The sequence below is a fragment of the Aeromonas sp. R1-1 genome (assembly GCF_040908495.1).
GTDB lineage: Bacteria > Pseudomonadota > Gammaproteobacteria > Enterobacterales > Aeromonadaceae > Aeromonas > Aeromonas veronii.
This window is the reverse complement of record NZ_JBFODV010000309.1, coordinates 18,182-38,614: the sequence shown is the minus strand read 5'-3', so window position 1 is coordinate 38,614 and position 20,433 is coordinate 18,182. Positions and strand designations below refer to the sequence as shown.

The window sequence follows — 20,433 nt, the reverse complement described above, 5'->3', positions numbered from 1 at the left end:
GGCGCTGTCCCAATTATGTGTTGAAAGGCTAAGCTTGAAGTAGGCCATCACCTTGAGGTCTACCATCATGGATACCCCAGCCTTTCAACACCTGTTGTCTCTGTTTCCACAACTTACCCTGCGCCAACGCCGTGTTGCCCAGCAGGAGCTCACTGCGCCCCACACCATTACCTCACTCAATACCCAGCTACCTGCATGCAGCGGTTGCCCACATTGTCAGGCCGATGCCAATCAGCTGGCCCCCTGGGGATGGAGTCGGGGACTGCGTCGCTACCGTTGCAAACTTTGTCTACGCACCAGTACCGTGCTGACCAAGACCCCCTTGGCCAGATTACGTAAAGCGCAGTGCTGGGAAGACTACGCGCAAGCCCTCATTGAAGGACTCACTGTCCGCCGGGCAGCGCTGCGCTGCGGGGTCAGCAAGAACACCGCTTTCCTCTGGCGTCACCGCTTCTTGCGTGCCATGGCCGCCCATCAAGCCACACGGGAAGAGGGTATCGTTGAGGTCGATGAAACCTTCTTCCTCGAGTCGTTCAAGGGGCAACGGGGATTGCCTCGTCTGGCTCGGCGTCGTGGAGGTAAAGGGCGAACCCGGGGAACCGGGCCGGATTACATCCCGGTGATGGTGGTGCAGGACCGTGCAGGTCACCATGCAGATTTTCAGTTGGAAAAGATGAATGCCGAAACAGTCATTGCGGTCTTAAAGCCCCTTGTCTCGCCGGATGCCGTGCTGTGTAGCGATGGTGCGGGCGTGTATGCCAGTTTCAGTAAAGTGCAGGGAGTGACTCATCAAGTAGTGCGCAATCGTCAGGGTGAGCGAGTGGCCGGCGCGTATCACATTCAGCATGTGAACGGCTATCACCGTCGGTTGAAAGAGTGGATGGAGCGCTTCCATGGCGTGGCGACGCACTACCTGAGGAATTATCTGGGTTGGCGCAGGATGCTGGAGCGTTATGGGAAGGGTGTGAATATCAAAGCGTGTTTGCATGAGGCGCTGGGGCACCCCATGCAACACGTAATTGGGACATAGCCTTATCCAAACCCTGGTGCCTTTGTTCTGGTGTGACAAACTTAATCCCGCTATGACGATGTTGGGTGTTGTACCAGCGTATGAAGCTGTGCACCCATGCCCGCGCTTTGCTTATATCGCTAAAACCATCGGCAGGCCATGCAGGGCAATATTTCAGTGTTCGGAACAACGACTCCGAGTAGGGGTTATCATTGCTGACCCAGGGTCTACTGAACGATGAACAGACGCCCAGTTCATACATTTTGGCCAGCATGGTAAAGCTCTTCATCGGAGCCCCGTTATCTGAGTGTAAAATTAGTCCGCTATTGCGGCAGTTTTCCATGACGACGGCCCGCTGTAACAAGGCTGCGGCATATTCACCGCGCTCAACCTCCCTCACTTCCGCTGCCACAATTTTACGGCTATATATGTCCATGAGCATGTATAGATAATACCGCTCCCCTTTGACCTCTCCTGGTAAATGGGTGATGTCCCAAGACCAGACTTGGTTCGGACCATGTGCTGTATAGCTGGTTGGACGGCTATAAGTACCACGGGGTTTCCCACCGGCTCTGTGGTGCAATTGATCTTCTGCCTTCAGGATCCGATAGAATGTTGATTCAGAAGCAAAATATATACCCCTGTCAGCAAGCATGGGGACGATCCTCGACGGAGGCAATGACGCGTATTCCGCCTCAGAGCATACCTGTAGTACCCGTGTTCGCTCATATTCTGTCAGCTTATTGGCTGGCACTGGCCGTCTGGCTAATGGTCTTCCATCTGGTTTTAGCCTGCCGTCACAGAACCATCGCTGAAAGGTCCTGTGTGCAATACCAGCAACTCGGCAGGCCTGCGCATAGCGAGCCCCGTGGTCTACAGCTTCCTCTATCAGCGCAATTATCCGTTGCCGCTCCAGGTAAGAGGTCAGTCGTCCTCTTCGTTGTCCCGGAGGGCTGACAACTTTTCCTGAAGTACCAGCAGTGCAGCCAGTTCGGCCAGAGCCTTGTCTTTTCGACGCAGCTCTTTTTCAAGAGCTCTGATACGAGCTTTCTCTGAACGAACAGCTCGCTGTTCATCAACCAACTGGCGATGCTTTGGCTGATTGGCCGCCAGGCAATTTTGCTTCCATGCCACAAGATGCTCAGGGTACAGACCATGCTTCCGACAATACTCAGCCAGCTCATGTTCAGACAATGCGGCCGTTTCAAGCAGGATCGTAAAAATTTGCTCAGTAGAATGCTCCGAGTCGGGTTCGATTTTTCGGATGATCAGCCCCTCTAGTTCCAGTTGTTTTCGCCAGCCATGAACAGTTGCAATGCCAACACCAATATAATCAGCAACCTGTCTGAGGCTCCAGTTATAGGGTGGCATCATATGCATGATGGCTCTCTCCCTAAGCTCAGGCGCAATCCTGTGATTAGCCATTTTACAGCTCCAGCCCCCAGTGAAAAAATCAGGCGACAACTACCCTGCCACTGGGGGGATCAGGGTGTTCACGTTGGCCGGAATGGCTGTTCAACTTCGCCGGAATACGCAGCTGCTCGAAGAGTCTGCCTTGCAAGCCGAGATCCGCCGCCTGAAAGCCGAACTGCGCCAGGTCACCGAGGAGCGCGATATTCTAAAGGAGGCAGCCTGTTTGAGTTTCTCAAGGACTATGGCACTGAAGCTCAGTGCGAAAACTCGCTGTTCACTTGGCGTTTTCCTCACAGCTTTGTCTGCCCTGAATGTGCCAACAAGACCTATTGTCGCCTGAAAAGGCGGCCACATGTGTGGCAATGCAATCACTGCAATCACCAGATGTCATTGACTGGAAACACGATTTTCGCAAATCACTGCCACCTTTCAAAAACGATCGTTTGCGAGAAGTAAGGCCATGCCTGGCGGCTTACCGTACGATTTTTTCCGTTTTCTGAAGTGACCCCAGACACGACAAAGTGAGGGTCAACTAGTAAGCTAGCCGCGACATACTATGTGTACTGGCTTGTTGCTGTTCGCGCACATTTTGAAAAACAATCCAGAAGTTACTATTGATATTTTAAATTAAAGCCCATACGTCCCTTTAGAGGGACGTCCTCTAACGCACTACTAAAGGATAACTACTATGGCTCTTAAACCAGGTCCGAAACCAATAGCTAAATCAACTGGAAAACCTGATCAGCGTCGCCATGACAATAAAGATACGCCAGGGAACACTCCAGCTCTAAAACCTAGTAAATCCACGAAGAAATAAGAAAATCAGGCACCATCGAGACTGTGTAAATACGGGGCCAATGGCCCCCTCTTCAACGAAGCGAGTTCACCAACACAGCACTAGAAAGCACCGCCACCGCGAAGCACAAGTTTGCCTTAGGTGAGTTAGTGGCTAGAGCGTGAAGGATATGGAACAAAATGATGGGCATGTTGGCCTCCTTGATATAGTTGAGATGGGATACGTTCTCCTATAGTGAGGGGTTATTCCTCGCCCCACTATCATGGGGTGTCAGGGCTCAGCGGGATATGAAGTCCAATGGAACAGTTCTGTACGGTAAGCCGTTGACCTCCCAAACCGGCAAACTGAGAGTTAAATGAATCCCTACAGTGAGAGATAATGACCTTGTGTTGCGCTACCCATGGTAACGACCTTGCTCTTCTTGGCCGCTCCCCAGTAGTGGCCTTTTTTCTGTCCCTTCCCCTTCCAATCATCAAAATCAGATAACGAACAATCAATATTTGTTTTTGATTAATGGTTCAGCATACTATTCTTGTCTGGCCCGGTGGCCGCCGCAGCAATCGAGGGAACAATATGCAGGAGCTGAAAGCAAAGTGGGTATTCGAGCAGGGAGGGTTTTCCAAAGCCTTGATCGCATGTACACCAATGGGTACTGGCTATCATCTGCACCTGGTGAGATTTGGCCGTCAGGGCGAGACAGACATCATTGAGCGCCAGCGTGGCGGCTGGCGGTTATTCAAGACTATCGATGCCGCCGTGCAAACGGCCAGGAATATCGGTTTTCGGCGGGTGGAAATCGATGTATCGGGGATGCGGGATTGAAAAAAGGCACCGCCAGTGAGGCGAGGTCATCGGTTCGACCTCGGCCGAGGGGCGGAATGACCACCGCCGCCGCCCCTGGCCACGTTCTCCCAGCAGCTGACCTGGGGGATCAGATCAGAAATGCGTCGAGCGACTCGCCACTTGCGATAGCAGCAGCGATCTGGGCAGGCATGCGGCCCTGACCGGTCCAGGTACGCGCTTCACCCTCTACCAGGTAACGGTACTTGGCCGGACGTGGCGCACGCTTTGCTTTCGCCCCCGCATCGGCCCCGGCGGTCAGCCCCCGGCCACTGAGCAGATCTTCCGGCGAGAGCCCTTCTATTGCCAACAGTTCTCTGAACTCAGCAAGTTTCTTCTGATGCTCCAGCTTGGCCGCTTGATCTGTTTCGGCAGCTTTTAGCTGCTCCTGGACGACGGTATCAAACTTCTCTTTAATTTCCTGCAACTGCTCGAACGGCAGATCACGGACAGCTGCACGAAGGCTGCGGATATTCAATAACACTTTCAGAAAGTCATTCACCGGCAACACTCCTGGTTATGGTCATGGATGAATACGAAAAAAACATCGAGAGCGCTATTAATAGCGCTTCTGTGAGGCAATATAAACGAGCTCCATCATAGAGCTTATCTAGCTATTCTTAAAGCCTTGTAGTTCGCCTGTGCGCGATATGTGAGGTATTACACTGATATTGAAGGTGCCAGCCTGCCCCCTCCCTGCAAAACCGTCTTTAAGGCCCGTGTAGCCTGACGTTCCACTGAGGTTGATCGGCCCCTTTATGGGGCATGACAGTGGCAAGCTGGTGTGTTGGGGGAGGGGTGTGGGGACGTGTCCCCACGAAGAGGGGTTATATTCTGACCGGCGGCCAGCGTTTTTTGCTGGCCTGCAAGGTCAAGCATTTTATGGGTAATTTTTATCTGGCGGCGGGCGCTTGCGCCCTGCATAGCCAGGCATTTTATACATCCTGAACGTAGAGAGGGATGGTATTACAGAGTCTCTAACCATTTTCTTAAAGCATATTAACAGTGAACAGTTAAAAAAAAATCTCATGACCTAATTTTTGTATCAAATCACTTAAATTTTCATATTCATAAACCATCCACAGTGACAGGGGGCGTTTTGGGCAGGTAATGGCCTGTTACTCACAACAGGTGTGGAAAATCGGGCTGTCAGCAGGGCGGACGGGGGGGAAAGGCCTGCGGCAGGCAGGGGTGGGCACCAGCGTGGCTGGTTAGTCGGTGGGGTTAGCGGTTGTTCCTGGCTATCCAGTCGTCCAGGCTGGGGAACGCTCGCCTGAGCTGTTCGCTGTACCAGGTTTCTGGTCGCCCTGGGTATTGGCCATAGAGATTGGTCGCAAACTCGAGCTGTGCCTGGCTGTATTGCCGCTGCAGCTCTTTGCGCGTGTCGCGGTCGTGTATCACCGGCGATTTGTCAGTAGAGGATGGGGGATTGGTTTTGATGCCCTTTTCACGCTGCTGCTCACGCAACCGGCGATTGGCTATCTCGGGGTCGTGCCTGTCAGGGAACTGCTGCTTATGGCTGTCAGAGTCCAGTTTCAGCGCCTTGGAGCAATGGGTACGGAACGCCTTGAGCTTCTCATAGCTGATCCGCCCCAGCGCCACGAGAAAGTGCATATTGACCGTTTTAATCCCCGGCCTTGCCCTTATCGTGCCATCCTCCAGCGTTTCGTACTGTTTGTGTATGTCAATCGCCCCACCAATCTTTAAGCGCCGTATAGCCCGCCAGAAGCGCTGTGTTGGTCTGTTGACCAATTGTTTGGTCTCTTTATCAATCGCGTCCTCTACCATGCCCGCGATGGTGGCGATCTCGACCATGGTACGATGGATAAAGCGCCCGTCAGGCAGCGGAGTACCGACCCGCAGGCTGGCAAAATCGGTGCGCGAGAGGATCGCCTGCATGACCAGGCTTTCAGCTTCGCGAGCTTCTGATCTGTTTTGGCGGGGTTTGCCCGATAGCTTGTTGATCTTGCCGCTCAGATTGGCCAGCGTGGGTAAGAGCGAGGGCTTGGCATAATAGTCACGCACCTTGTCGATCAAGGTTTGGATAAAGTGCGGCAAGGGTTTCCTGGTCTCTGGCTCATTGAAGTGGTGCCAGGCAGGTGCATCAGGACGATGGCCACAGCGGTTGCCGGTGCCAAGCCATTTACCAGGATGAGCATAATGACTGCGCCCCCACATGAATGGGGTCTCTTTTGGCGAGTTAGTGTCAGCAGCTCTGCATATGTCCTCTTGAGAGGAATGCGCCCCACTTGGATAGAATGCCTGTAAATCTAAATGCAACACCCTTTACCCAAGCTTAGGAACTGGGTAAATACACGTTGCCCGCTGCAGTTCGTTCTTCGCGTAACACTTATGGTCCGAATACACGCTTATCTCCGCCATAATGGGCGGGTTGAACCAGATCAGTCCCTAGAGTAAACTCTGTCTTGTGATTGAGGAGTTTACCCTTTATCGAGGGAAATTCTTTCAGAAGGCCAGCCTGCCAGGGCTGGCCTTCTTCATTTCTGGAAACCGCCATTTCAAATTAAGTGGGCTCAAAAGCACCACGGTCAACTAGCTGCGCCCATCCTTTGAGCCTATCAATTTCACCCTGCTATCTTTGACCATAACAAGTTTTGGATCAACGGTAATGATCGGCGTCAGACCAAGTTTTTTGTGATCCAAGTCACACAAAACAAAACAAAATAACACTTTAAGGATCCAAAAAAAGCAAAATCAAAGCACACAGCCAGTCTAATCTAGACTAGTTTAGACTAGTCCAAACCATTGTTGACTAGAAGTCTTGGACACGATAATGTTAACGATAGAATATCCACAACATGCCCAACTTCGGAAGGTGAAGACGTGAAAATAGCATCCATTTGGAACCCTAAAGGGGGCCAAGGAAAAACTACAATGACCATCAATTTAGCAGCTGCCGCCTCCAAGTTAGGGCTCATAACTCTTGTGGTGAGCAGGGATGTCCAAGACGACGATATGTCAGTGTTTGGCCAAGGTGATTTTCCCTTCACTATTGTCAAATCATTACCTTCTGAAAAACCAAATGCAGACTTAGTACTTATCGACTATCCCGCTGGCTATCGTGAAAAACCAGATAGCCATGTTGTGGTATGCCCCGTCGTTCCATGTAGACTGGATTATGCTGCATATATAAAAGCTAGGCACATTCTTGACGGTTGCGATGTAATAGAAATTTGCAACAGAGGAGATATGAGAAGAAAGGATGAGCGGGATTTTATCCTTTTAATGCGTAAGGATGGAGCAAGTGTTGTAAGAAATAGAGCTGTTTTTATTAATGCACACAATCAAAGCAAAACAATTTTTGATTCTGATTTCGCTAAAACAACTAGAATAGGTGAATCAAGAGCAGAAATAGAAGGGGTTTTAGCTAGAGTATTGAATCAGAAGGTAATTTGATGATGGCAAAAAAAATAGGTGTCGCAAGCTGGGTTGAGGATACGAGAAGAAAGTCTGAAGAGGCTGCAAAAGAAGGCCGAAAACTAATAAATGAAGAAGGAGTTAAGACAAAAGAGCAATCAGCAAACATAATGTTTGAATATCCTTGGCAAATGCACGATCCGGATAGCAAGGAACGAGAGAAAACAGTATCATCTATAAAAGTTAACGAGTTTACAAAGGAAGTCCTTATTTATCTATCTAAAGAAACTATGGTCTCAGAAAGAAAAAGAATAACAAATATTGTCGAGTTAGCGGTACGTGATATTGCGGAGAAAATTGAAAATGGAAAATTTAAATCAAATTAATGTTAACCAAACGAAAAATTAAAAAAAGCTAACGTCGAGCCTGTAAATAATTCTGTGTAACTGCCCACTCCATTACAGGTGACCGTTCAGGCGATCACCGAACTCGATAATAAAGCGATTCAGGGCCGGCTTCCAATTCTGGATCGGCATGGTCCATTTCTTGGAGGCCTGCTGTATCGGTAACTGTTCACCCAGATGGCATTGACAGGAAAAAGTGAGACGATCATCCCTTGATCCACTGTTGCCCCTTGCCTGATCCCGCCAGCTTGGCACCATCACGTCATGAGCAAACCCATTACGCCACCACCCGGCCTGCCGCTGACCCTCGAGCAAGCCAACGAGCTGATTTACAAGCTGATGGCGCGCATCGCCGAGCTTGAAGACCGCCTCAACCAAAACAGCAATAACTCCTCCAAGCCCCCCTCCACTGATGGCTCGGGGACCCCGCCTGCGCGCAAGCGCCCCGCTTCCGGCAAGGCTCGTGGTGCCCAGCCTGGCCACAAGGGGCAGCGGCGTGAACGTCATCCTGAGGACGACCGACTGACGGCAATACCACACTATCCTGCCCGGCAGTGCGCCTGCTGTGGTGAGCAGGTGGTGTCCCATGACAAGCCCTACCGGGTTCATCAGGTGTTTGACCTGCCCGAGGTCAGCTATGTGGTGACAGAGCATCAGCTGTATCGGGGCACCTGCCGTGGGTGCGTCACCACCAGTGAAGCAGCCCTGCCCGATACGGTGAGCCACAGCCAGATGGGGGCTAATCTGCTGAGCTATATCGCTTTGCAGAGTGGTCAGTTCCACCAGAGCATCAGCAAGATACAGCAGCAGCTCAAGCAGCACTTCGGTTTGAGCTTTAGCCGAGGCGCCATCAGTGAAGCGCAAGGCCGGGTCAGCGCCATGCTCACCCCGACCCACCAAGCCATCAAACAGCAAGTGCAGTCTGCCGCCATCATCCATGCCGATGAAACCCGGCACCAGCGGGGCGGTGAGCGACGCTGGATGTGGCTGGCCCTGAGCAAGGTCGCGGTCTGCTTCATGACGGCGTTTGGCCGCGGTCAGGAGGCAGCGAAGCGGTTGCTGGGCAGTGAGCTTGATGGGGTGCTGGTGACCGACCAGTATGCGGGATACCGCTTCATCGACAGCGCCCAGCGCCAACTGTGCTGGGCGCATGTGCTGCGCAACGTGGCGGCGATTGCCGAGAGTAGCGACGCCGTCAACCAGCCTATCGGAGCCCGGCTGGTACTGCTGGCTGACACGGTGTTCAGAACCCGGCATGGCTATGAACAAGGCTGCTTAAGCCGGGAGCAGTACCAGCGAAGGTTGCAGCGATGTCGGCAAAGCTGGCGAAGGCAGCTGGAGCGGGGCAGTGTACTGTGTTCCAAGCGCTACCGTGGGCGCTGCCAGTTACTGCTCAAGGACGATGAGATGCTATGGCGTTTTATGGAAAACGACGAGATAGCGCTGACCAACAATGAAGCGGAGCGGGCGCTGCGTGGCTATGTGCTGTGGCGCAAGGGAAGCTATGGCGTCTGGTCGCATCGAGGCGAGCAGTTCAGGCAGCGTATCCTATCGTTGGTGGAGACGGCCAAGCGATTGGGCCGCTGCCCGCAGGAGTGGCTGAGGGCAGTTGTCAGGTCCTGCATCGAGAAAACCGACTACCCGTTCCCGGAGGAGTTGGTGCTGTCAACACCGTCCCGGTGAACGGTTACCCTCTCGGTGGGTAAAATGAATTTGCGGGATGCCGAAAACACCCTCATATCCGGATATGGTGCCGGGGCCTTTGGCGCTGCGGCTGCTGCGGGGGTGGTCGGCTATAATAGCTCCTCTGGCGGGGCTGCTTTGGGCGCGGGCCTGGTCGGGGCGCTCGTCGGGGTTGCCGCCGATGCCATGGTTGAAGATACCAATTACACTATGGTCACCGACCTGCAGATTGCGGAAAAAGCCCCCAAGGGGGTCACCGTGACCACCGATAACATTGCCATGCTCAAACAGGGAACGTCTGGCGGTAAAGTGCAAACCAGTACCGCCCAGGGTGATCGCCATAAATATCAAACCCGCGTAGTGAGCAATGCCAACCAGATGAATCTGGAATTTAAAGACGCCAAAACAGCACTGGAAGACCAACTTTCAAAATCGGTCTCTGGCATATTCTAAGACCCGTCGACGGTTAATATAAGGGGGGCTCATCCCCCCCTATCCTTGAGGCAATATCATGAGCTTAAACACCCGCGATGTGACGCAGGGCGGGCAAGTCGCGTTTATGCGTCTGCGCATGTTCCTGCAAATAAACAACATTCTATCCTATTGGCTTATTTTGTCCTTTATTGTCCTGACCGGGTCGATTTTGTTTTATCGCGTCAGCACCCAAAACCTGATCAACGGTCTCATGTACTGGTATGCAACCACCATTGAACCGTTGCATAAATTCATGACCAATCCGCCGATCTACAAGATCCAATATTATGAGCGTATCCTACACTACAACACCAAGCAGATATTGAGTGATGCCTACACGGTCTATTGCGGACAGCTATTCAAGAACGAACTCATTATTGCCGCTTTATCCTCGATGGTCATCGTGTTTGTCGCTGGCCTGCTGTTCTATTTGTATATTGGTATATTGGGCAAAAAGCAGAGTGAAGACGAGATAACCGGCGGGCGCACCCTGAGTGACAACCCGAAAAAAGTCGCCCGCATGATGCGTCGCCAAAAAGTAGCCTCCGATATCATCGTGGATGATCTGCCCATTATCAAAGACAGCGAAATTCAGAACTTCGCCATGCATGGTACCGTGGGTTCGGGTAAATCGACGCTCATGCGCAAATTTCTCGACCAGTGCCGCCAGCGCGGGGATATGGTCATTATTTATGACAAGGGCTGCACCTTTGTCGAAGAGTATTATCAAGAAGGCCGCGACATCATCCTTAACCCCCTGGATCAACGCTGCGCCAACTGGGATATGTGGGAAGAGTGCCAGACCTTGCCCGATCTCGAATCGGCAGCCACCACCCTTATTCCGATGGGTTCCTCGGAAGACCCCTTCTGGCAGGGCTCGGCCCGCACTATCTTTGCCGAAGGTGCCCACCGCCTGCGCACTGAAAAAGGGCGCAGCTATAACTTGTTCCTGCGCACCCTCCTGGCCATCACCCTCGATAAACTGCGCGAGTTTCTGGCAGGGACGCCCGCAGCCAACCTGGTTGACGGCAAGATAGAAAAAACCGCCATATCTATTCGAAGCGTGTTGACCAACTACGTCAAGGCGATGCGCTATCTGCAGGGCATTGAGCGCAAAGGTAAACCCTTTACCATTCGCCAGTGGATGCAGGGCGTCCGTGACGGTGGCGAAAATGGCTGGTTGTTCATCACCTCCAACCAAAAACACCACGAATCCCTCAAACCCTTGATCTCGATGTGGCTCAGCATTGCCGCCAACAGCCTGCTATCAATGGGCGAAAACCGCTACCGGCGCGTGTGGTTCTTCTATGACGAGCTGCCCTCCCTGCACAAGCTGCCGAGCCTGCCGTTCATCATCGCCGAGGCCCGCAAGTTCGGCGGCTGTTTTGCGTTGGGCTTCCAGTCCTACTCGCAGCTCGAGGAGATTTACGGCAATAAATTTGCCGAGGCCATGTATGACCTTCTCAACACCAAGTATTTCTTTCGCTCCCCCTCTGCCTCCGTCGCCAAATTTGTCGAGGAGGATATCGGCGAAACCGTGCGCAAGAAGTTCTCCGAGCAGACCAGTTTCGGTGCCGATCAGGTGCGTGACGGTATCTCGTTTGGCAAGGATGAGGAGCGCGTCAATATTGTCAGCTACACCGACATCCAGATGCTCGACAACCTGGACTGTTTCGTGACATTACCTGGCAACTTCCCGGTGGTGCGCATGACACTCAAATTCGTGAAGAAGGAGAAAATTGCCGAGTCGCTGCCAGAGCGGGATATCCAGTCCAGCCTGGATCCCGAAGTGGACGACGAGATCACCCAGCGTCTCAACGAGACCGGCAAGATCTTCGACAACGTCACCCCCGGCGTGCTCCCTGCGGTTGTCGCCCAGGCAGCAGAGGGCGGCGCCCCCATGTCTGCACCGCCAACACCACCGAGCCCTGCGCCTGCAACCATCCCCGCTCAAGCGGCTCAAGCCACGGACACCAGCGCCCAGAGTGCCGCTACGCAAGTACAGCCTGCCGGTCGAGACCAGGAGATCACCATGCGCCCCCCTCGCCCTGCGGGGGTCGATGAGAACGGGGTGCTTTACGACGAGGAGCTTTACGCCAATTACCAAAAATCCGAACGGACGCAGCAAGAAGCTGCGCGGCGCGAAGAGGTCAACATTAACCATCACCACCAAGAGCCGGGTGGTGACGAGCCGGAGTATTACTGATGCTGTCACTCTCCACCATCAAGGGCAGCGCGGCCTACTACGCTGCCGAGGAAAACTACTACGCCATGGGCGATCTCGAGTCGGTCTGGATGGGGGAAGGGGCCGACCGCCTTGGACTGAGTGGCCCCATTGACGGGGCCACCCTCGATGCCATCGCCCACGGTAAACTCCCCGATGGCACTGAACTCTCGCGCATCGTAGATGGCAAGCAGACCCACCGCACCGGCTATGACCTGACGTTTTCGGCCCCCAAGAGTGTCTCCGTGATGGCACTGGTGGCGGGTGACGAGCGCTTTCTGGCCGCCCACCATCACGCTGTGGCGGTGGCAATGAAGGAGGTCGAGGCGCTGGCCAGCACCCGCATCATGACCGATGGCGTCACACGCACCGAGACCACCGGCAATATCGTGGCGGCCCTCTACACCCACGACACCTCCCGCGAACTTGATCCGCAGCTGCACACGCACTCACTGGTGCTCAATGCCACCTATACAGAAGGCAAATGGCGGGCGCTGAGCAGTGATGCCGCCCACATGAACAGCGGCTTTGGCAAAGACATCTTTAACAACAAACTGGCGCTCGGGCAGATATACCGCCACGCCCTGCGCCAGGACGTCGAGGCGATGGGTTTTGAAACAGAGGTCACCGGCAAGCATGGCCTGTGGGAGCTCAAGGGGGTGCCGACCGAACCATTCAGCCAGCGCAGCCAGCAGATAAACGACGCGGTCGGCCCCGATGCCTCACCCCAGTCCCGCGATGCCGCCGCGCTCGATACCCGCAAGGACAAGGCGGTTGCCGACCCCGACCTACTGATCGCCGATTGGCGTGATCGCCTGGGCAAAGCAGGCTTTGAACTGCCCCTCTATCTCGCCAAGGCCGACGAACGCGCCCAGGGATACACCGTCCCCACGCCCGCTGGCACGGATATCACCCAGGCCGTGAGCCAGGCGATATCCATACTTTCGGATAAAAAGGTACAGTTCTCCTACTCCGAATTACTGGCCGCCACGGTGAGCCAGCTCCCTGCCGAACAGGGGTTGATCACCCAGGCCCGCGAGGGTATCGAGCAGGCGATTGGGCGCGAGCGCCTCATCCCGCTCGACAAGGAAAAAGGGATCTTCACCTCCGATATCCACCTGCTCAACGAATTGTCCATCGCCCAGCTGGCCAACGAGTTCAACCAGCGCCCCCCGATAGCCACCTTTGCCGAGCGGGCAACCCCGCGTGATCGCCCCTATGCCGACGCCTACTCCGTGTTGGCCCAGGACAAGGCCCCGCTGGCTATCCTGTCCGGACGGGGTGGCATGGCCCAAACCATCGAGCGCATGGAAGATGCCGTGCTCATGGCCAGCGAACAGGGGCGTGAGGTCACCATCCTGGCCAGCGACAATCGCTCGGCTCGCCTGCTGGCACAAAGCCAGCCTCTGGCAGGCAATATCGCTCCGCGTCACACCCTCAATTCCGCCACGGTCTTTGCCCCTCATAGCACCCTCATTGTCGAGCAGTCTGAATCCCTGACCCTCAAAGAGACGCTGCTCATCCTGGAAAAGGCACGGGCCAGCGATGTCCAGGTGCTGATGCTCGACAGTGAGCGCCAGCGTGGCGTCGGCAATGCGCTCTCCGTCCTCAAGCAAGCCAGCGTGCCGCAGTACCGTTTCTATGATGCGCCCAACATCGAGGCCACCGTCCAGAGCGTGCCTGACAAGCCAGCGCGCTTTGACGCCCTGGCACAGGACTACGCGCATCGTCTGCAGCAAGGCGAGCAGGTGGTTGCCCAGGTCTCCGGGTCACGGGATCAGCAGCAGCTAACCAGCCATATCCGCAGCGCCTTGCGGGATAGCGGCCAACTGTACGGGCAGGATCACACCCTCAACGTCCTTGCCCCGGTATGGCTCGATAGCAAGACCCGCCATCAGCGTGACACCTATCGCGAGGGGATGGTCATGGAGCGGTGGGACGACAAGGGTAAAACCATGGATCGCTATCGCATTGATCTCGTCGCAGACAAGACCCACTCGCTGGTGCTGACCAACGAGCAGGGGGAGAAACACACAATCAAGATCCGCGCCCTGGACAGCAACTGGTCGCTGTTTGAAAGCAAGCGCATCGAGGTCGCGGCGGGCGACACACTCCGGGTGCTCGGGCGAGAGGCCGAGGGCACCCTCAAGGCGCAACAGACCCTGCAGGTACTGGACGCGGCCCCTGGCCACCTGCACCTCAAGACCCCGACCGGTGAGCAGCAACTGCCAACAGACAGGGCACTCAAGCTCGACCACAACTATGTCACCGGCGTGGGCGTCACCGCCAGCCAGGACGCCACTGTACTGGCCGCCATGAGTGCCCGCCAGATGAGTGGCACAGGGCTTAACCAGCTAGCCAGAAGTGGCCAGCATATTCACATCTACACCCCGCTTGATCAGATACGGGCACAGAGCAAGCTAGCCAGTCATCCCCAGTTCCAGCTGGCCAGTGAAAAGCTCAAAGCCCACGGCGACAGCGACCAGCTCGATACTGCGCTCAAGCAGGTCACCGCCAGCCTGCACACAGCGGCTGAGCAAGCCCTGCATTTGGGGCTGGCCCAGGTGGAAGCCAAAGGCATCGTCTTTTCCACCTCAAGCTTGCTGGCCGCCGCCCTGGATTTTGCCCCGGCAACCCCGATTGACTCAATCAGCGCCGTGCTCGATGACAAACTCGCCAAGGGTGACCTGCTGCCGGTGCCCGGCAAGCGCGGCGATGTGGTCTCTCGAGCCAGCTTTGACATGGAAAAGTTCATTATCGCCACCATTGCCCAAGGCAAGGGAACTGCGACCCCCTACCTGCAGCAGGTACCCGACCCCCAACTGGCAGGGCTAACCCCCGGCCAGGCACAATCCACTCGCCTGATCCTGGAGAGCAACGACCAGTTCATCGCCATCCAGGGCTATGCCGGTGTGGGTAAAACCACCCAGTTCAAGGCTGTGCTGAGTGCACTCGACACCCTGCCCCCGGAACAGCGCCCGACCGTGGTCGGGATTGGCCCCACCCACCGGGCCGTCCATGAAATGCAGTCGACCGGGGTCAAGGCACAGACGCTGGCCTCGTTTCTCTCGGAGAGTCGCCTGCAGGCCATGGCAGGGGAACAGCAGGACCACAGCCGCACCCTGTTCCTGGTGGATGAAAGCTCGATGATTGGCAACCGCGACATGGCTGAGTTTTACCAGCGGGTGGCCGCCAGTGGCGCAAGGGTGGTCAGCAGCGGTGATACCGCGCAGCTCAAAGCCATCTCGTCAGGTGCCCCGTTCCAACTGATGCAAGAGCGCAGCGCGGTCGATGTGGCCGTCATGAAAGAGATTGTCCGCCAGCGCCCGGAGCTCAAACCGGCGATCTACAGCTTGATAGATGGCAACCTCACCCAGTCACTGGCACAGCGCGAAGCGGTGCAACCGGCTGTGGTACCCCGAGACCCGGCAAACAAACCGGATGCCTGGACACCGGATCGCTCGGTGATTGAGGCAAAGAACCCCGCCGAACTGGTGGTCAAAGATTATGTCAGCCGCACCCGTCTGACACGGGATAACACCATGGTGATCGTGCATCTCAATGAGGTGCGCCACGGTATTAACGCCGCAATACACCAGGCACTGTTTGATAAAGGGGAATTAGGTTCACGCCAGACCAGCCTGACCATTCTTGATCCGGTGCGCATTGAAGAAAATAGCCTGCGTAGCAGTGAGCAGGTACAGAAAAATGCGCTCCTTGGTAAAGTGGCCGTGCTTGACCAGCACTATTACACCATCAGTGGTATCGACCCCCAGGCCGGGACAATGACCATCAAGGATAATGAGGGCAAGGTGCGACTCATCTCCAATATCGAAAACACCGCCCATGATCTCGCTATCTATCAACCGAGGGAAATAAAGGTCAGTGAAGGCGATAAGATCCGCTTCACCCGCACCGTCAATGAACACGGCCACGTAGCCAATAGCCAGTGGCAGGTAAAACGCATCGAGGATAATGGTGCGATAGTGCTGCACGATGGCAATAACGAGAAAACCGTTCGCCCCGACCAATTTAAAGAAGACCAGCACATTGATTTGGGATATGCCATTACTGCCTATGGTGCGCAAGGGGCGAGCAGTACCTACGCCATCGAATTACAGGCGATCAAAGGCGTAAATAGAAACTTGATTACCCTGTCGTCTGCGTATGTCCCCGCCTCACGTGCCAAAGAACATATGCAGACCTATACCGATGATAAGGAAGGCTGGATTAACTTGCTCAATAAAAACCTCAAGAGCCAGGTTAGTACCGCCCACGATGCGCTCGAAGGCGACCAGATTAAAGGGCAAAAGGTAGCCGATATGTTATTGGGTACCGCCTCGCCGATGCGCTCCACAGCATTGGGGCGACATGTGCTAAAGACCCATCAACTCGATGAGCAGCAGCATATGGGAAAATACATTGCATCAGGCAAAAAATACCCGACCCCGCACGCTGCCTTTCCGGTGTGGGATAATAATGGCAAACCGGCAGGGGCTGCCATGGTGGAACTACAAAGCCATCACCAAAATAAAGGGCCTACCCTGGATGGTGAATATCGACTGGTGGCAAATGAACGCGCCGAGTTTATCGGGCTCCAGCGTGCCAGTAATGGCGAAACCCGTATCGCCACCAGTTTAGAGGATGGCATTGCCATGGCGATCAAGCATCCACAAAGTGGCATATTAGTTAGCATACATGGCGCTCCCGCCCCCTTTAACGTTAATCGCATGACTGGGGGGAAGCTAGTAGTCTCTGATACGGATATTCAGCATCTGAACAAAGATAGCGAACGGGAGTTACCGCTACCACAAGATATGGCGACCAAGGATGCCAAACGTCAGGATGAACTGATAAAAGCCGTTGCCAGGGAGAAAGAACAGCCGGATATCAAACTGCCTGATGATAAACAGCAAGCGGTCAATCGCAACGACAAGCGACTCCACAACGATATCCATCAACTCAATAAAGACGCGGAGTTAAGTGAACGACAATTGCGTAAACTGGCAGAAATCGGAGAAGTGGCCAAAGCCAAATTTACCCATGAACTCCACGACAAACTGGATAAGCTGGAAAGGGAGATAATCAAGGAATTGACCAAAGGGGAGTAAAAATAAACCGGCCATGGGCCGGTTTTTTTACATCAGCGACTGCTACGTGCAGTTAACTTTCTTCATCATCAGTGGAAGGGAAAAATTGCTCCATATCGTTCTTGATGGTTCCCTTCACCTTTTCCTTTATTGCCGCCACGTCGATACCATTTGCCTCCCCCAACGTTTTGGTTAAAAACTGGGTCAGGTACTTTGCCTCAAGAACTCCGGATAGCAGCATCCGATCAAACTCATCGTGACCACTTCCTGCATGTTCAGAGCGGCGAAGATTGTAAACGCGCAAGCCCAACTCCAATAACATACTGGTCTTGCTTGAAAAGCTAACCTCGTCTGGGTGCGCGCCAGCTTGAATATCTTCTTCGACCAAGCCCTTTATTTCATCGATAACAGCATTCTTCAAGTAAACCGTTACTTTTGCCATTTGCTAACCTCTATTTAAAATAGCAACATCACAATGTACCATGACCGTGCATGCACCGCCAGGGACTCAAAGAGGTAGCCGTGCATGCGCCGCCATGTAGCCGCGCCACTTTCTTGAAGCCCAAGCATTTACGTTGGCAGCGCATCCACCGTGCAGTTCATAATTCATTGATATTATTGATGTATGCTTTTGCACTGCTAGCGGCGCCGTGCTTTGTCGGTGCTGGCACGGTGCTTACACTGTTGTTTTGTGTCAAAAACGCTAAATAACACCGTAATAGTTGGCTTAATGTGATGATTTTAAATGATTTATCTGCAAATCGTAGATTTGCTAAGGGTGTGGAGTCTTATGGTTGAGGAGTAGGCTATCTATAAATATCGTGCTTTGGTTGACTCGGTATGTGGCCGCAGAGGGTGACGAGGGAATTTTTCGGCATCAGTTCGCCGTAAAATTGGCGAGTTATCCTTTGCGGGTTGTTTTTCCAGAGGAAGCAGGGTTGTCTTTTTCTATTGCGTGGCGAGATGTTAGGAAAGGGTGACGGGGGAATTGTGCGGCATCAGTTCGCCGTGCAATTTGCTCGTTACCATTTCCGGTGATAAAGGGGAAAATGCCTATTGTTCATTTGCTCGCCATCTCATTTACTGGCAAAATGGTTGCCTTGTTTAAGGGGGATGCGATGAATAGATGGTTGCCGCTGGTCATGTTGCTAAGTCCCGCCGTCATGGCTGCCGATTGTTTCGATATGGCGGGGCAGGCTTACCGTATTGACCCTGATTTGTTGCGATCCCTCTCATTTCGAGAGTCCAGCTTTAACCCTCGCGCCCTGAATGTCGTTTCTGATACAAAATATGCGGTTGGCCTAATGCAGATCCACTCTAGTAATTTCTCTCACCTTGCTCAGTTCGGCATAACTCCTACAGTTTTATACAATGATCCTTGTATGAATATTTATACGGGCGCTTACTATATGGCTATTGCCATTAAGAGGCTAGGTTACAACTGGGAAGCAGTGGGTGCTTTCTATGCGGGATTCTCGAAGTCACCAGAACAGGCGGCCAAACGCAAGTGGTATGCGGATCGAGTCAAATCAACTTATGAGGAAATAAAAAAAAGGCCCCATTAAAGGGGCCAAAGGACAGCAAGGGAAGTTGAATTAATCAATTGCACTGTATATCAAGTTGCGCTCGTCTAATGTCAGCGCGTATGCACGTAGTGAGTGATAGAGTGTTACAAAATGGTCATCATCTGTCATTTCCCACATGTAATAGTATGCAAAAAGACAAGCCACAACACCGGTAGCGTGGGCAGTCAACACCCCCTCAAAACCATTACCATCAATGGATAGCGTGTAACCTTCTTTTTTCAAAGGGGGAACCATAAAGAATGCACCATTCGATACCTCCCACATATCCCAATAACCGCCGCTGTACGATGCGCAGATTTCTTTCATCCAGCCATAAATGTTACCTTCAGTTTTCATCATCCATCGCCCGAAGTATTTAGGCATCATGTCCATACGTTTAGAATCAATAACCAGACCAGCAATTAAAGTATCCATAAATCACCCCTTGTTCGGTCTGGGCCACTCCCAGACCGTTATACATTGATGGTTTTTGTTGCCTGAATTTTAATGCCACTGCGCCGCCGCAATCGCCTTACCTGCGAGCACAATTAATTCTTCATTTGTCGGCCATCTGCCAGACTCTTTGACATAATCAATAATGGCGGTTCCATACTCCTCGCACACCTCATAAAGCCACGGTGTGCCAACCATTTCGATATGGGTCTTTTCTGCTAATTCCTTGAGGATGGGAAACGCATCATTCATTGCCCAATAGGTTGTTTCAACCATACCGCCCGGGCAACCATCACACATTTCGTAACCGCCTTGGTGAATGATCCCCGCAATTTGCTTACCGCGTAACATACGCACGTTATTATCAATACTAATGCAGATATAAATGAGTGATTGAATGTCGTATTCGTTCATGGTTTACCTCTACGTTGAATCTGAATATGTGTGTGGCGTTTTCGTGTTAATCAATATTGGCTTGATATATTGATATAGACATAACCAAAACTTCCGAGTGTATCTGCCTCGCATATGAATCCGCCCTGTTCTATGCGAATGGCTTTTTGACAGCGGGGATCCAATTCACCGGATAACAATCCGCCCTCAAGCTCTTTTACTATTTCTGGAAAGACCGCCTCTAATTTAGCTTTTTGGTGGTCGGTCCATTCCCCGATGAATCCGGCTCTATCTGATAGGAAATGCAAGCGATACCGCTCTTGAACCAGCCGCGCCCCAAAACTAGGGCTAATTTCACGTAATAAACCCCATTGGCTCGCCATTCCATTTTCACTATTAATTTGCTCGATGCTGTTCATGGTTATTCCTTTTCTTTGTGAAATTTGCCTTTCTAGATTCTGAGCTGCGCTCTAGGTTTTCAGCGCCCGTGGCTCTTTACTGCGTTGCTTGATTTGATTTGCCTCTCTGAGTTCTTCGCCGCAAGAAAGGGAAACAACACGCGACAAGGGAGACGATGCCTGTGCATCCCCGCAAGCCGCAGCGCAAGCGAACGAAGAGAGTGCGAACGGGTGAGGAGATGGCGAAGCGAACACTGGCAGCGGCGACCGGCGTGTTAGTTTGCCTGGCGGTGAAGGGCTTAGAGGGGCAAGG

General features: G+C 53.3%; 15 protein-coding genes and 2 pseudogenes. 10 read left to right on the top strand and 7 right to left on the bottom strand.

The window, feature by feature from the left end; translation table 11 throughout:
- The first annotated feature begins 67 nt into the window (after positions 1-67).
- Complete coding sequence (locus AB5Y92_RS21770; protein WP_101318654.1) at positions 68-1,030, top strand: IS1595 family transposase; 963 nt, start codon at positions 68-70, stop codon at positions 1,028-1,030.
- A gap of 1 nt (position 1,031) precedes the next feature.
- Here the strand turns inward: AB5Y92_RS21770 and AB5Y92_RS21765 are convergent.
- Positions 1,032-2,383: pseudogene (locus AB5Y92_RS21765) on the bottom strand (IS3 family transposase); the annotation flags it as partial.
- Positions 2,384-2,641: 258 nt separating this feature from the next.
- Here AB5Y92_RS21765 and AB5Y92_RS21760 point away from each other — a divergent pair.
- A pseudogene (locus tag AB5Y92_RS21760) lies at positions 2,642-2,839 on the top strand (transposase); the annotation flags it as partial.
- A 952-nt stretch (positions 2,840-3,791) separates the two neighbouring features.
- Positions 3,792-4,040 (top strand): hypothetical protein, encoded by a 249-nt coding sequence (locus AB5Y92_RS21755; protein WP_011899418.1) that lies wholly within the window; start codon positions 3,792-3,794, stop codon positions 4,038-4,040.
- A 109-nt stretch (positions 4,041-4,149) separates the two neighbouring features.
- On the opposite strand, the gene AB5Y92_RS21750 is transcribed toward AB5Y92_RS21755, so the two are convergent.
- A complete protein-coding gene (locus AB5Y92_RS21750; protein WP_085044666.1) occupies positions 4,150-4,560 on the bottom strand; it encodes an H-NS family nucleoid-associated regulatory protein in 411 nt (136 codons plus the stop codon).
- 722 nt (positions 4,561-5,282) lie between these two features.
- Positions 5,283-6,236 (bottom strand): plasmid replication protein repA, encoded by a 954-nt coding sequence (locus AB5Y92_RS21745; RefSeq protein WP_232790175.1) that lies wholly within the window; start codon positions 6,234-6,236, stop codon positions 5,283-5,285.
- 666 nt (positions 6,237-6,902) lie between these two features.
- Here AB5Y92_RS21745 and AB5Y92_RS21740 point away from each other — a divergent pair.
- The 6 genes from AB5Y92_RS21740 (at position 6,903) to traI (ending at position 17,332) form a co-directional block, all read left to right on the top strand.
- Positions 6,903-7,475 (top strand): ParA family protein, encoded by a 573-nt coding sequence (locus tag AB5Y92_RS21740; RefSeq protein WP_101318656.1) that lies wholly within the window; start codon positions 6,903-6,905, stop codon positions 7,473-7,475.
- Positions 7,475-7,822 carry a hypothetical protein gene (locus AB5Y92_RS21735; RefSeq protein ID WP_101318658.1) on the top strand — a complete coding sequence of 116 codons (348 nt, stop codon included), beginning with the start codon at positions 7,475-7,477 and terminating at the stop codon, positions 7,820-7,822. Before AB5Y92_RS21740 ends, AB5Y92_RS21735 begins: the two co-directional genes overlap by 1 nt.
- 282 nt (positions 7,823-8,104) lie before the next feature.
- Positions 8,105-9,523, top strand: coding sequence for an IS66-like element ISAs21 family transposase (locus AB5Y92_RS21730; protein WP_004576012.1), 1,419 nt, complete (start codon positions 8,105-8,107; stop codon positions 9,521-9,523).
- 15 nt (positions 9,524-9,538) lie between these two features.
- A complete protein-coding gene (traT, locus tag AB5Y92_RS21725) occupies positions 9,539-9,976 on the top strand; it encodes a complement resistance protein TraT (RefSeq protein WP_368227777.1) in 438 nt (145 codons plus the stop codon).
- Positions 9,977-10,034: 58 nt separating this feature from the next.
- Positions 10,035-12,203, top strand: a complete 2,169-nt coding sequence (gene traD, locus AB5Y92_RS21720) for a type IV conjugative transfer system coupling protein TraD (RefSeq protein WP_101318683.1) — start codon at positions 10,035-10,037, stop codon at positions 12,201-12,203.
- Positions 12,203-17,332: a conjugative transfer relaxase/helicase TraI gene (gene traI / locus AB5Y92_RS21715; RefSeq protein WP_101318685.1), complete on the top strand. Its 5,130-nt coding sequence runs from the start codon at positions 12,203-12,205 to the stop codon at positions 17,330-17,332. The genes traD and traI overlap by 1 nt, the downstream gene beginning before the upstream one ends.
- 52 nt (positions 17,333-17,384) lie before the next feature.
- Here traI and traM read toward each other — a convergent pair whose 3' ends face one another.
- Positions 17,385-17,753: a conjugal transfer relaxosome DNA-binding protein TraM gene (gene traM, locus AB5Y92_RS21710; protein ID WP_042468267.1), complete on the bottom strand. Its 369-nt coding sequence runs from the start codon at positions 17,751-17,753 to the stop codon at positions 17,385-17,387.
- A 607-nt stretch (positions 17,754-18,360) separates the two neighbouring features.
- Between traM and AB5Y92_RS21705 the strand changes: the two genes are divergently transcribed.
- Positions 18,361-18,876 (top strand): transglycosylase SLT domain-containing protein, encoded by a 516-nt coding sequence (locus AB5Y92_RS21705; RefSeq protein ID WP_368227774.1) that lies wholly within the window; start codon positions 18,361-18,363, stop codon positions 18,874-18,876.
- Between the two features lie 30 nt (positions 18,877-18,906).
- On the opposite strand, the gene AB5Y92_RS21700 is transcribed toward AB5Y92_RS21705, so the two are convergent.
- The 3 genes from AB5Y92_RS21700 to AB5Y92_RS21690 all read right to left on the bottom strand — a co-directional run bounded on the left by AB5Y92_RS21700 (position 18,907) and on the right by AB5Y92_RS21690 (position 20,141).
- Entirely contained in the window at positions 18,907-19,311 is a 405-nt protein-coding gene (locus AB5Y92_RS21700) for an antirestriction protein (protein ID WP_368227772.1), read from the bottom strand.
- Between the two features lie 69 nt (positions 19,312-19,380).
- Positions 19,381-19,743, bottom strand: a complete 363-nt coding sequence (locus AB5Y92_RS21695) for a hypothetical protein (protein WP_005321056.1) — start codon at positions 19,741-19,743, stop codon at positions 19,381-19,383.
- 50 nt (positions 19,744-19,793) lie between these two features.
- Entirely contained in the window at positions 19,794-20,141 is a 348-nt protein-coding gene (locus AB5Y92_RS21690) for a type IV toxin-antitoxin system YeeU family antitoxin (protein ID WP_101318692.1), read from the bottom strand.
- Between the last annotated feature and the right edge of the window lie 292 nt (positions 20,142-20,433).

Excerpts from the sequence above, each read along its gene's own strand:
- AB5Y92_RS21770 (WP_101318654.1), top strand. The coding sequence starts at position 68 with ATGGATACCCCAGCCTTTCAACACCTGTTGTCTCTGTTTCCACAACTT.
- AB5Y92_RS21755 (WP_011899418.1), top strand. The coding sequence starts at position 3,792 with ATGCAGGAGCTGAAAGCAAAGTGGGTATTCGAGCAGGGAGGGTTTTCC.
- AB5Y92_RS21745 (WP_232790175.1), bottom strand. The coding sequence starts at position 6,236 with ATGTGGGGGCGCAGTCATTATGCTCATCCTGGTAAATGGCTTGGCACC.
- AB5Y92_RS21735 (WP_101318658.1), top strand. The coding sequence starts at position 7,475 with ATGATGGCAAAAAAAATAGGTGTCGCAAGCTGGGTTGAGGATACGAGA.
- AB5Y92_RS21730 (WP_004576012.1), top strand. The coding sequence starts at position 8,105 with ATGAGCAAACCCATTACGCCACCACCCGGCCTGCCGCTGACCCTCGAG.
- traD (WP_101318683.1), top strand. The coding sequence starts at position 10,035 with ATGAGCTTAAACACCCGCGATGTGACGCAGGGCGGGCAAGTCGCGTTT.
- traI (WP_101318685.1), top strand. The coding sequence starts at position 12,203 with ATGCTGTCACTCTCCACCATCAAGGGCAGCGCGGCCTACTACGCTGCC.
- traM (WP_042468267.1), bottom strand. The coding sequence starts at position 17,753 with ATGGCAAAAGTAACGGTTTACTTGAAGAATGCTGTTATCGATGAAATA.
- AB5Y92_RS21705 (WP_368227774.1), top strand. The coding sequence starts at position 18,361 with ATGCCTATTGTTCATTTGCTCGCCATCTCATTTACTGGCAAAATGGTT.
- AB5Y92_RS21700 (WP_368227772.1), bottom strand. The coding sequence starts at position 19,311 with ATGGATACTTTAATTGCTGGTCTGGTTATTGATTCTAAACGTATGGAC.
- AB5Y92_RS21695 (WP_005321056.1), bottom strand. The coding sequence starts at position 19,743 with ATGAACGAATACGACATTCAATCACTCATTTATATCTGCATTAGTATT.
- AB5Y92_RS21690 (WP_101318692.1), bottom strand. The coding sequence starts at position 20,141 with ATGAACAGCATCGAGCAAATTAATAGTGAAAATGGAATGGCGAGCCAA.